This window comes from Hymenobacter sediminicola, from assembly GCF_014250515.1.
In the GTDB taxonomy this organism is placed as follows: Bacteria; Bacteroidota; Bacteroidia; order Cytophagales; family Hymenobacteraceae; genus Hymenobacter; species Hymenobacter sediminicola.
Genome location: NZ_CP060202.1, coordinates 2,483,826 through 2,496,060 on the forward strand (window position 1 = coordinate 2,483,826; position 12,235 = coordinate 2,496,060).

General features: G+C 60.4%; 10 protein-coding genes. 3 read left to right on the forward strand and 7 right to left on the reverse strand.

Annotated features, from left to right (window positions below):
* Positions 1 to 80 precede the first annotated feature (80 nt).
* The 3 genes from H4317_RS10545 to H4317_RS10555 all read right to left on the reverse strand — a co-directional run bounded on the left by H4317_RS10545 (position 81) and on the right by H4317_RS10555 (position 4,156).
* Positions 81 to 1,721 carry a hypothetical protein gene (locus H4317_RS10545; protein ID WP_185886451.1) on the reverse strand — a complete coding sequence of 547 codons (1,641 nt, stop codon included), beginning with the start codon at positions 1,719 to 1,721 and terminating at the stop codon, positions 81 to 83.
* 77 nt (positions 1,722 to 1,798) lie between these two features.
* Entirely contained in the window at positions 1,799 to 2,734 is a 936-nt protein-coding gene (locus H4317_RS10550) for a glycosyltransferase family 2 protein (protein WP_185886453.1), read from the reverse strand.
* A gap of 132 nt (positions 2,735 to 2,866) precedes the next feature.
* Positions 2,867 to 4,156, reverse strand: a complete 1,290-nt coding sequence (locus tag H4317_RS10555) for an MATE family efflux transporter (RefSeq protein ID WP_185886455.1) — start codon at positions 4,154 to 4,156, stop codon at positions 2,867 to 2,869.
* A gap of 214 nt (positions 4,157 to 4,370) precedes the next feature.
* On the opposite strand from H4317_RS10555, the gene corA reads away from it, so the two are divergent.
* Entirely contained in the window at positions 4,371 to 5,570 is a 1,200-nt protein-coding gene (corA, locus tag H4317_RS10560) for a magnesium/cobalt transporter CorA (RefSeq protein WP_185886456.1), read from the forward strand.
* A gap of 27 nt (positions 5,571 to 5,597) precedes the next feature.
* Here the strand turns inward: corA and H4317_RS10565 are convergent, their stop codons facing one another.
* A complete protein-coding gene (locus H4317_RS10565; RefSeq protein ID WP_185886458.1) occupies positions 5,598 to 6,704 on the reverse strand; it encodes an AAA family ATPase in 1,107 nt (368 codons plus the stop codon).
* Between the two features lie 105 nt (positions 6,705 to 6,809).
* Positions 6,810 to 9,551 (reverse strand): hypothetical protein, encoded by a 2,742-nt coding sequence (locus H4317_RS10570; RefSeq protein ID WP_185886460.1) that lies wholly within the window; start codon positions 9,549 to 9,551, stop codon positions 6,810 to 6,812.
* A 339-nt stretch (positions 9,552 to 9,890) separates the two neighbouring features.
* On the opposite strand from H4317_RS10570, the gene H4317_RS10575 reads away from it, so the two are divergent.
* Both H4317_RS10575 and H4317_RS10580 read left to right on the forward strand, forming a co-directional pair.
* Positions 9,891 to 10,415, forward strand: a complete 525-nt coding sequence (locus tag H4317_RS10575) for a hypothetical protein (RefSeq protein ID WP_185886462.1) — start codon at positions 9,891 to 9,893, stop codon at positions 10,413 to 10,415.
* 54 nt (positions 10,416 to 10,469) lie between these two features.
* Positions 10,470 to 11,024, forward strand: a complete 555-nt coding sequence (locus H4317_RS10580; protein ID WP_185886465.1) for a hypothetical protein — start codon at positions 10,470 to 10,472, stop codon at positions 11,022 to 11,024.
* A 17-nt stretch (positions 11,025 to 11,041) separates the two neighbouring features.
* On the opposite strand, the gene H4317_RS10585 is transcribed toward H4317_RS10580, so the two are convergent.
* Positions 11,042 to 11,272, reverse strand: a complete 231-nt coding sequence (locus H4317_RS10585; RefSeq protein ID WP_185886467.1) for a hypothetical protein — start codon at positions 11,270 to 11,272, stop codon at positions 11,042 to 11,044.
* Between the two features lie 23 nt (positions 11,273 to 11,295).
* Positions 11,296 to 11,847, reverse strand: a complete 552-nt coding sequence (locus H4317_RS10590) for an FKBP-type peptidyl-prolyl cis-trans isomerase (protein WP_185886470.1) — start codon at positions 11,845 to 11,847, stop codon at positions 11,296 to 11,298.
* Positions 11,848 to 12,235 lie beyond the last annotated feature (388 nt).

Sequence of the window (12,235 nt, forward strand, 5' to 3'; positions counted from 1 at the left end):
GAAGGGAGCCCAAAGGTATATACTCACTACCCGGTATTTCGTTGAATAAGTCCCCCAACCCGCCTACAAAATTTTGGCTTTTACCTGTATTTGGCACTTTCCAGATACGGTATATACGCTTTTGCCTCTTTTAACGAGTCCGTTTGCCCTTCAGCCGGTACCAGCTGTATGCGTGGGCCAGGCAGTTGTGCCAGCTGGTAGTTGAATGTTTGTGCGCTGCCCGGAGTGAGCACCCACGCCACATCGGCTCTTTGCGCCAGCCGATGCAGACTTTTGGCGAAGTCTCTGGTGCCGGTGAGTTGGTGCCGCCAAACAGCCTGGGAAGGGTGCAGGCTCGTCCAGCCTGCTACACTAAGGCGGCGAACCAGTGGGCCATCTACAGCAAACGGCGACTCCGCTTTGTAAGTAGCTTCGAAAGCATCAGATACTATCAGATTGGGGGGCGAAGACTGGTGTGCATGGGCCAGCGCTGTGAGTCGCTGCCGTTCGGCACGGTTAAGCTTCCGCTCTATTATCAGCGTGGTATGGCGGTGCAATGTTTTGTAAGCATACGGCACAAGCACTACCGCTAAAACACCCAAGATAATCCACGGTGCCTGGCGGGGTGCGGCGGGGCGCATCAGCACCAATGCCAGGTTGCTCAGCACCCACAAATCCAGTAGCGGCAGAGCAATGCGAGGCGGCAGCTTGAGCACAGCTGCCAGCACCAGCATCAGACCCACATAACCTGCCTGCAGCAGCCAGAAGCTTCTACTGTGCGGCACTCCTCTCCCGGTTTGCAGCAGTATGCTGGCCAGTAGCAGCAACAGGAGCGGGAAATAGTCTCGGACCAGCTGCGGCAGCGTCTGGCTAAGTTTCGCAGGGGCAATGTGGGTGAGGAAGTAACGCGGTGTGGGCAGCGGCGCGGCACGGACAAAAAATGCTTCGTTGATGAGGGTCGAGTCGGCCAGCAGCCATTGCTGTGTGGCAGCCAGGCCCAGGCTGTCAGTAGCAGTCAGCTGCTTCACAGGAGGTGCAGCCAGCTGAAAGTCCAGTAAATTGGATTTCAGGACATCGAGGCGGCGAAATGTGGCAGCTGCCGGGCTCCAGGTGAGTTGCAGCCACACGGCCCCTACAATGGCCCAAGCAACCGCGCCACCCAGCACAGGCAAGGACCGCCGGCCACTCAGCCACCACGCCCCCGGCGCGGCCGCCAGCAGCCCCAGCAGCGCCGCGCTGGGCCGAATCAGCCAGCTCAACGCAAAAGCCAGGAGCCCCCACCATAGCGCCCACCGGCTTTGCGGGCGCTGCGCCGCGCACAGCACTCCTACCCCCGCCAGCAGAATAGGCACGCGCACGTAGTTGAACCAGAAGCCGTGCTCCAGCCAGGCTACCAGAAAAAACAGCGTCAGCAGCAGCATTGCCCAGCCAGCCGGTAATCTGCCCACCAGTAACCGGTCGAGGAAGGTGAAGGTCCCGGCGGTAGCGGCGTAGAGCAGTGCGTAGAGCAGCAGCGCATACCAGGGCACTTCGGGCATGGCCTGGTAGAGCCAGGCCAGAACGGCGCTCAGCCCGTGAAAATACAGGTAGAGCGTCGTGACCGGCGTAGCGGCCGTAGTACCGCGTAGCAACTGGATAATAGCGGCATCGTCGTTGGTTTCGAAGTAGCTGCCCAGCCCGGCAGCTACTGCCAGCATAAGTAGCGCAGGCAACAGCACACGACGAAACAGCTTACCAGACATTAGCGAAATCAGAGTGAACGATAGAACTGATGAATTCTAGGGCAAACCTACAGGCTTAATTTGTAGCGTAGCCGCTCCTAGTGGCCGACTAACCGGCGCAGCTCCAGATACGCTCCTATGGCGTGTTCCGGCAGCCTCATTCCGCCTATTTCGCGCAACAAACCATACAGGTCTCTGGCTTGCGGCAGACTCCCGAACCGCGCCGCCTGCCGCAGCTCCCACCGCACCCGTACCGCTAAGGCTGCGCGTTCTGCCGAAGTGCGGCACAGCGCCAGCGCCTTGCGGCACACCACACTAGTAGAGGCCAGCAGCGGGTCGTTGGGGCGGTAGCCTTGCACTGACTTGGAACGGGGATGCAACCGTTTGCGAGTCAGCACTTCGTTTTGGTAATAGAACTGCCAGCTGCGGGACGCACGCACCCAGAAGTCGAAATCCTCATACGCCAGGGTTTCGTCGTAGCCGCCGAGGGCCTGCAGCGTGGCACGACGCATCATCATGGAGGGGGCACTGATGAAGAACCGCTGCAGCACGTCCTCGAACACCCAGCCAGAGGCCGGGCGGGGTTGCAGCTGCCCTGCCCTATCGGGCCGATGAAAGTGGCGCTGGAACTCGCCGGCTTCGGTTATCAACTCCAGGTTGCCATAGAGCATGCCGTAGCTGGCATCAAGCTGCTGAAACTGAGCCACCTGCCGGGCTACCCGCTCGGGCAGCAGAATATCATCGGTGGCAAAGTCGATGATGTACTCGCCCTGGCTCTGGAAGAAGGCCCGATTGAAAGCCGCGCAGTTGCCGACATTTTTGGGCAGAAACACCGTTTTCCATGCTGGCTGGGCGGCAGCATACTTGCGCAGCACTGCCACACTGTCGTCGGTGCTGCCGTCATCCACAAGAAATACCTCCAGCCGCGGATATGTCTGGGCCAGGATAGAATCCAGGGCCGGCTCCAGAAACCGGGCGTGATTGTGGCACAGCGCCACAATAGTAACCAATGGCAGTGAGTCAGGGGAAGACATGAATAGAAAACAGGTGACCGGCAAATGTATCGTTCGTGCCCGAAAGCACACCGGTAGGCTGGTCCAGGACAGCCATACTCCTTCTCATTTGTTATGAAAGCGGTTAGTGGGCCTTGAGAAAACTAATACCGCTCAGCGCCAGAACCGGCGGAAATACCAGCCGCACCACACCAGCAGCAGTGCATGCCGCACCGCCGATGCCCACACGGCGCCCAGCAGCCCCAGCCGCGGTAGCAGCAACGCCAGTGCCCCGGCATAAAGCACCGCCGAAGCCGCCTGCACTGCCACATAACGCCCTACCCGTGCCTGGGCCGTCAATACCATCACCAGCGGCCAAGCCACAAACCGGCACCAGTCACCGAGCAATTGTGGGCCCAGCAGGCTGGCAGCAGCTCCGAAACGGGCCTCAAAAAACAGCGGCAGTAGCCAGTAGCGTAACCCGTACAACAGCGTCAGTCCGGCAGCCAGCAACGGCACCAGCAGGCGCAGTGCAGTCCGCACCCAAGCACGCTGAGCGGCAGGCTGCGCCGATAAGGCCGCCAGCCGCGGGTAGTACACACTGCTCATTACGGCCGTCATCACCATAGTGTAGTTGTCGGAGAGTTTGGCTACGGCCTGCCAGAGGTCAGTTTGGGCAAGGCTGAACTGCCGGATTAGCACCTCCCGCACCGCAAAATCCACGGCTTTTCCGAACAGCAGCAGCCCCACCGCCATGAGCAGAAACCGGCTCAGGCCCCACAGCGCCTTGCGACTAAGGCGCCTCCCCAGTGACGGTAGCAGCCCGGCCCGGCTCGCCAATGCCCACGCCGGAAGCAGCGTTGCACCCTGCGCCAGCAGATACGCCAGTAGCGCCGTGGTAGCCGAACCGCCTGCGGCCAGTACCGCCCCCACGGCCGCCGGCCCCAGCAGACTTAGCGTTATGGTCAGGCCAATGTAGCCCCGTAGCCGGCCGGCTGCCAGCAGCACCGCCACTAGCAGTGCATAGGCAGTGAGCAGCACAATGCCCAGCCCGAACAGTACCAGCCAGCCAGCCGTGGGCTGAAACATCCCTACTAACGGGCCGGGCATGAGCAGCAACGCTGCCAGCCCCACTAGCATGGCTGCCCCATTCAGCGCAATGGCCGCGCCCAGCCAGGCCCGGTAGCGGCCCGACTCGGGCCGTAGCGGTGCCAGGTATTTCACCACGCCCACATGGGTACCGTCGTTGGGCAGAGTAGTGAACAGCGCCATCAGGTTCTGAAAGTGCGCCAACAGCGTAAGTCCGCCCGGCCCGCCGTACACGGCCAGCAGCTTGTTGAGCAGCAAGGCCCCCGCCGCGCGGGCCAGTACGCCCGCCCCGGAGCCCAGCGACCCGCGCACAAAGCGCCCTACGCCCGGTGAGGCAACAGGCTCAGTGACAACGGAGGTTTCAGTAGGGCGCATGGCCGCAAAAGTAGCGGAAGCCGCGGCAGTGTCCGGCGTATGGTAGCCAAGGCGGCACAGGCAACTTGCGTTTCGGCGGGGCAAATGCCGGCCGCTACGCACATTCTGGTGGCGCAGCCAGCGTTTGATCCCAGACGTCGGTAGCAGTTCAGGTGGCAGTCTTGCAGCCATAGCCGGCCTTCTACCGTACATTGGCCCGGCCTTTACTTGCTTTATGGAATCTTCTGCCTCCTCTTTTGTCGATCCGGCTGCCGACACCGCCCCGCTGCATCCCGACGACGAAAAGCACAACTCTATTGCCGACCGCGCCGATACGCGGCTGGCCCGGGAAGCGCACGTGGGGCAACGGCCCGGCACGCTCACCATCCGGGCCGGCGCTATGGCCCCCCGCCTATTTCTGCTCTCCTACGATGAAGTCTCGTGCACGGAGCAGGAATACTCAGACTACGACGAGCTGTGGCGCTTTTTTTCCACTCATCCGGAGCTGCGGCACTGGATCGATGTCCGCGGCTATAACAACCTGCCGCTGATGGAGCGCATTATGCAGGATTTTGACCTGCATCCGCTGCAGATGGAGGATGTCCTCGGCGACTATCAGCGGGCTAAAGTAGACGTGTTCGGTGACAACCGCCTGTTTCTGGTGTCTCGCATGACCGAGTTTACCAAGCTGCTCGAAATCGACGACGACCAGCTTTCTATTTTCACTGGCCCCAACTACGTTCTCACGTTTCAGGACGACTACAACGACTGCCTCGATACAGTGCGGCAGCGCATTCGCTCGGGGTACAGCCAAATCAAGCGCAAACCGCCGCTCTACCTCGCCTACGCCCTCACCGATGTAGTGCTTGACCAGTACTACCCCACCATGGCGGCCATCGGCGACTATATTGAGCGGCTCGAAGACCGAATCCTGCAGGACCGTCCTGACCGGCGGGTGCTGGGCCGCATTCTGCGCATGAAGAAGGACATCATCCGGTTCCGGCGCTTTGTGTACCCGGAACGGGAGAAAATTGCAGAGATTCTGCGCATGCCCGACGACATCGTGCCCGATGAAATGAAGGTGTACTTCCGCGACTGTTACGACCACGCCATTCAGGCCCTCGACCTAGCCGAAAGCTACCGCGAATCGGTCAGCAGCCTTGTGGAGCTGTTCATGTCAAACCAGAGCAACCGCATGAACGAGGTAATGAAGGTGCTGACTATTATCAGCTCCATCTTCATTCCGCTCAGCTTTGTGGTGGGCTTGTATGGCATGAATTTCCAGCGGGAGAATCCGCATGGGGGCATAAACTACCTCAATATGCCCGAACTCTATAGCCCCTGGGGCTACCCTATTCTGCTCGCTATTCTGGCCGTTATTGTGATGTTTCAGCTCCTGTATTTCTACCGCAAAGGCTGGCTGACCAACAGGTAAGCCAAGTACGCGCGTCCCTGAAGACGTTTAGCCCCATTTGCGCGGGTCCGCAGACGTGACGGCGGCGTGCTGGGGCTGGCCAAGTACGGCATACACTTGCTGCAGCCGCTCTTCCACAGTGCCCGTGAGCAACGTATAAGGAATCTGCAGCATGTCGAGCTGCATAGCTACCATGCCGTGGTGGAAGTCGCGCAGCGCCTCCGGGTCGCGCCAGCCGTCGTCTTCATACGGAATATCGGGGGCGCACAAGAAGGTATGAAAGTAGCGCTGCCGACACTCGGCGGCCAAGGCCAATAGCTCAGGCGCACAGCGGGCATAATAGAAGTAGGAAAACTGCGCCGTAGTAGCAGCATTGGTATCCACGAACAGGAAGTGCCGGGCGTGCGGCACGGCCTCATCTTCCAGCTCGCGGTGTCGGTGCGCAATGTACAGCAGGTCGTCGAAGTCGGTGGCGCCGTTTTTCTCTTCGTGCAGCGTGCGGCCGTACTCGTGCACCCACACCGTACCGTAGGCGGCAGCCAGCGCCTTGCTCAGCGTGGATTTGCCCGTGCTTTCGGCCCCCATCAGCACAATCTTGCGGATGAACTGCGCCGAGTGAAAATGCGCGTGAACTACCGGGTGCAGAAACTCAGCGTGCCCATACAGGTCTTCCCGAATTTGCGTGCCGGAAATAGATACGGCCGTCCGGGGTGGGTCTACCGCCACATACTCGGCTCCAATGTGAGCCGCAAAGCCAGGACCATATGCCTCGGACGCAAATACTACATCGGGCTGCAGAGGCTGCTGCCGGAGCCAGCGCCGCACAAACTCACGCTGAGTATGGTCATCGGCATCGTTGGGCGGCACCGGCAGCTGGCCCACCGGCAGTGCTACGATGTGCAGCACTGTACTCCCAATCCGAGGCGACGTGCCGGGCTCAGCTCCTGCCGGAGTATAGATCTGTCGAATCCAGCCGGCCCGCGTTTCAGCGTCCATGGTGGCCGGGTCAGGGTTGGAATATACCAGCACATATAGGTCCTGCACCTGAGCGGCAGCCTGCTCAAGCAGTACTTGGTGGCCTTTGTGGAAGGGCAGAAACTTTCCCACAACCAAGCCAATGGGCCAGCGGGACGCAGAAGTAACAGAAGAGGCCAAGCAGAAAAAGTTGAAAACGACATGCTTTGCTGCCGCCTAGTAGTGCAAATGAAGGAGTGTATGCGCCTTAAGGTACTCAGTTTGGTCACAGCTTAGCAGCCCGCCTTACTTGAGTTCCAGCGACGTGCGGCGCAGTTCGGGGCCGATGGTGCGGTAGAGATGGTAAGTTTTGGTAGTTGCTTCGTATTCGAGCCCGACTTCCGGTGCGCTGCTGTCGAAGGGTTGGCCGCCCAGCAGCCGGCCCAGCCGGTCATACACGTACGCTTTGCCTGGGCCGGACTCGGTCAGCACATACACCCGCTGCTCTGCGCCGAAATCAAAGAACTGTACGGGTTTCTGGCCGGAGGTCAGGAATTTCTGGCCCAGCAGCCGCCGGCCCGTGGGGTCAAACAGATCCAACTGCCCTCCTTCTTCGCGGGCCACCACGTAGGTGCGTCGCCGCTGATCCGGGATAAGCCGGAAAACCGAGCTGCGGCTCCAGGTAGCCACACGGCTGCGCCCTACTACGTCGCCGGCCAGCGAAAATGTGACCCGCTCCCCGTGCTGGTTCACGACCGTAATGCGGGTGCGGTTGAGCGTCGGGCCCACCGTTTCGGCCAGAGCCTCGCTTTGCAGCCGTGCCCCCAAGCTGATAGGAAACCCCGGATAGACGCCGCCTTGCTGATCGAAGGCATACACGTAGCCATTTTCGAGTAGCACCACCACCACGTCGCGCCCACCCACTACTAAGTACAGCGGCGGCGCAGCAAGGTTGAAGTCGAGGCGCTTGGGCAGCCAGCTGGGATAAGCATTGCCCTTGGTATCATAGAGAAACAGGTTGCCACCACCGCCCGTCACCAAGAGGCGTGGCGCTCCAAAAGCCCCAGCCGGTGATACGGTTAGGCCACTGGCGCGCACCGAATCAGGCAGATTGAGAGGAAAAGTTGGTGTTGAGCGGCCTTGCTCGTCCAGGAAGTGCAGCTGACTGGGGGTGGCCAGCAAATAGCCCGAGCGGCCTGCTACTGTCTGGCGCTGTATCCGCCCTACTAGTGGGCCAGGCAGCGTATCAGACCAAGCCACAACGTTTTCGGGCGTGACGTAGTGCAGCACCTGCGCCGCATCCTGCACCAGCACGCCGGGCCGCGTGGCCCCTGCCACCGAAACCAGCGTGGGAGAACCAGCCAATGGCGTTTTGAACGCCAGTAAGCTGCCGGTGCCAATGCTGCCCTGCGGCCGCGCTACGGCAGGCCCCACCAGCGGGTGGCGCAGCAACAACTGGGTGAAATACTGGGCGCCGGTTTCGGCTTCGTTGGCGGCCGGCACAAATTGCAGGGCCACCTGCGGGAAACGCTTGAATAGTGACTCATTGCGCAGCAGCCCGGCGCGGCGTTCCTCTACCAGTCCCCGCAACAGCAGGTTCCAGGCGTTACGGGTATCCAGCACCACGCTTAGGCGAGCCAGCGGCTGGGTTTCCTGCAGAAAGGACACCTGCGTGGGCGAGCGGGCCCACACTTGCCCGGCTACCACATCTTGCAGCCAGGTGCGCATTGCTGCCGCATCATCTCCGAAAACCACATAGTTGCCAACCACGGCCACAGCCGGCTGCCGGAAACCGGCAAACAAGGGCCCCAGCAGTCGGGCTGGCAGCTCCGGCACACCCGTCTGATGAATCTGGTAGGTGCCTACCCGCTCAAACGATGGGCTGGCCCCTACTGCCCGCCGCAACTGGCCCAGCAGAATGGCTTGCCGCGCCGGTTGTGCGCACCACACCACGGCCAGCCGCCCCGGACTGACGCGGGCCGAAGCCGGGGCCAGATACGCCAGCGCCGCTTCCTTGCTCATGCCGGCCAGCAGGCTGTCGAGGAGCGGGTTGATGCTGGCAGCGAGTGAATCAGTAGTAGCGGCCGGACGGGCACCGCGCAGTACGTGGGCCTCCCCAATACCCAAGTGCACCAGTAGTGCAGTCCGCAGGCTTAGTACGTCGGCCATGCGCAGGCGCTGAGCGGGCTGGCCGCGCAACTGCTTGTGCAGGCTCCCGGCGGTGGTTTCCGGATTCGCAAAGCCGCTGAACACCACCTTATTGCCCGCCAGCTTCATCTCTAGTTGCCCATCAAGCACCAGACTGGTTACGCTCCCGATTCCTGGCACTACGTCGGCACGGAAGAACACGCCCAGCAATCGCGGTAGGCGACGATAGTTGATAAGCAGCGTGGCGTCTACATCGCGCAGCCGGAAAAAGTCAGTATTCTGGAAGTCGGCCGCGACGCTGGGCTGCTCGGGTGCAGCCAAACGACGCACTACGGCTTCTACCAGCCCCGGATTAGGGCTCATCACCAAGTGGTTGCGATGGTTGAGAAACGTAATACCCCGGCCGGTACCCACCTCGCTGATTTCGGTGAGCAGCGCGCCTTCATACTCACGGGTCCGGACCCGAAACTGGGGGTCGCGGCTCAGCGCGTCTACAAGGCTGCGCACCTGCCGGTATTCGCGCACACTGCCAATAGGCAGCTGCAGCAGCACATCAAAGCGCCCATGGCCAGTGACGTGCACCGAAGTCAGCACTTTTTTGCGCCCCAGAAAGCGCATCAATACGTTGCGGGAGCCGGTGAGGCTATCAATCAGTACTACGGTATTTTCCAGGCCCTGGAAGTAGCGCACGGTGGTCAGGTTGTCCCAGACCTGGGTTTCCTTTAGGTGGCGCACTAGCGTCGGATGGTCGCGGGTAGCGGCCACTAGCACCGCATCGTCGGGCACCAGCGCCCAAGGATCGACGGGCACGGCCGCCACAGTACGGCGGTAGTACACGTACGACGCCAGCGACGCCAGCAGAAACAGACCCGTAAGAAATACCAGTAGCTTTTTGGACATGCAAGGGTGCCGGTGGGCGGGCGGCAAAAATAGCTATTTCGGAAGCAGGTGACAGAAACCCTGGCCGTAATACGGCAGAAGGCTAGTCTACGCCTACTATTTCACTGGCTACTGTTGAAATTCAGAAGCAGATTAGCTACAACAGCCACCACCAATGCCCGGCCTAGTTGCCGCTTAGGCGCTAGAGCTCAACCGAAAACTGCTTACCTTCAAGGCATGGCTTCACGATGGAAAGCTTTGCCGGTTTCTGCCTCTACCCAACCTTTGGGCGGGGCACAGGTGCGCCATTCATCCTTCCGCAAAGCCGGACTGCTGGCGTGTGCCCCGCTTCTACTCTTGATGACAGCTTGCTTCGAACTACGCGACCCGGAGCCAGCCGCCGCCGCCAGCGACTGGCTTCCGCCCACCCAGATTGATATTCTGCTGGCCAACTTTACTACGGCCGTGCAAACGCTGAACGTAGTGAACTATGAGCGGACGCTTACCGGGCCACAGTACCGCTTCATTCCTGATCCTACGGCTGCCGGCACCGCTACCACGCTGTTTGCCAACTGGAGCGTGAACGAGGAGCGTGACTACCTGAACGGCCTGCGCCGCCGCTCCCCTGCCAGCAGCCAAAACCAACTAACGCTCAGCAGCCGGCGCGACCAGTTTTTCACGGCTGATTCGGCGGAGGTTTCGGCGCTTTATCAACTAAAAATCACGCAGACTGATACGGCTTTCCGGGCGACGGTGCTGGAAGGCAACATCCGGCTGCTGGTGCGCCGCCGCAACAACGAGTGGAAAATAGCCAGTTGGCGCGACCAGCGTACGTCTAACACCATGTGCTGGACGGACTTGAAAAAGTATTTTATTCGCAACTAGCAACGCCGTACTGCTGAGCTTGCTGAAGTTTGACGGGGAATTCTACGCTTTCCAATGCCTGATCTTTTGCCACCTGCGCTTTCTGGCTGTCGTCGTAGCCGTATGGTGGGCGGTGGATTGGCCGTGGGAGCTGTGCTGGCGGGCTGCAACCCTTTCGCGCCGGGCCTTGATGATATGCCCACCGACCCCAACCAGCTACTCGGCAACCCCGTGACCGTGCGCGGCTTCTTCGACCGGTTCCGGAGTGCCTACCAGCTGCGCGACTCCACCCTCTACGGCCAGCTCCTCGACCGGCGCTTCACGTTCACCTACCGCGACTTCGCGGCTAACGTGGACCGTACATGGAACCGAGACGTGGAAATATCCACTACCTACAAGCTGTTCAGAGCCGCCCGCACCGCCAACCTGCAGTGGACTCAGTACCTGCCCACTACCGACACGCTGTTTTCGGATACGCTAGTGTATGTCGAAAGGTCCTTCCAGCTCAGCATCGAGCAGCGCGACAACCAGCAGTTCCAGGGAGCCGGCTCGGCGCGGCTGGTGCTGGTACGCAAGCAGAAGGGCGACCCATGGCGCATGCGCAGCTGGTACGACCGAAGCGAGTTTTAGCAGCGCCAGCTGCCTAGTTAGAGCGACTCGTAGAAAGCCTGCTCCCGCTCCTGGGCGTTGCGCTTTTTCCGTTGATTGCGCGCAAACAGCCAATAAATTCCGACGCATACTGCCACTACCATCCCACCAACCAGTAGCAACACCAATAGCGCCAACTGCTCTAGGGTGTCGCCGAGGTTGTCGAACTTCTCCGCCCGGGCGGTAGAGGCACCTAACAGCAGCAGAAATAGCAGAGTCCTCTGTTTCAAGAATTCGGGCGTTTGGCGCTGTACTATTGCAGATTCGTGAGCTCGACGTCGAAGCGCAGAGGGGAATCCGGCGGAATGAGGTTGCCGGCCCCACTCGGGCCATAGGCCCAGGCCGAGGGAATCAGCAGAATGGCCTTTTCGCCCTTGCGCATCAGCCCAATACCCTCTTCCCAACCCGGAATTACCTGGTTTGCACCCAGCGTAAAGATAAAGGGCACGGGGCGTCCATCGGGGCCAAGACGTGACTGGTCGAATACCTGGTTTGTGAGCAGCATGCCTTTGTAGACCACGGAAGCCGTCTGGCCGTTTCGTGGCAGGTCGCCGGTGCCCGCTACTTTAGTCACGATGCACACGCCTGAGGGCTGGCGGCGTACGTTTACGAAGCTGCTGTCGGCAATGTACTTGGCAATAGCCACCGAATCGGCCCGTAACACCTGTTTCTGGCGCTGCAACGCCTGGGCATTCAGGGCATCAATATCAATGCTATTTCCACCGCAGGAAACCAGCAGTAGCGGCGTCAGAAACGAAAGCAAGCCGCCGGTCAGGCGCTTGATAGAAGAGTGCGAGTAAAGCATACTAGGTTGATGGGAAGTTCTTACGGGTTAGGGAGCGACAGACGTGGCCGAAGGTTGCACAACCGGCAGCCTCGCCACAGAGGAGCTGGGCTGCTCCTGCTTCTGCTACAGCCCCCCCCAAAAGTAACACCAGAAACCCGAGCAAGCCTGCAGACTATGGGGCATGGGGTTCTTTCTGGGTTTGCGCGGTACGTCCTCCTCGCTTCGTCAGCTTGAAATAGTATGCTCAACATACCTGCTTACTCAGCAGGCTGCTGCCCCGCTTTCTACCAGCCATTTCTGTTCGTTCGGCATGGCTGGCTGTGCCGTGGCCAAGCGGTAATCTGCTTGAGGATGCGAAGCCAGCAAGACGGCTAGGACATTTGCGCAGCGGGGATGAAAGCTAAAT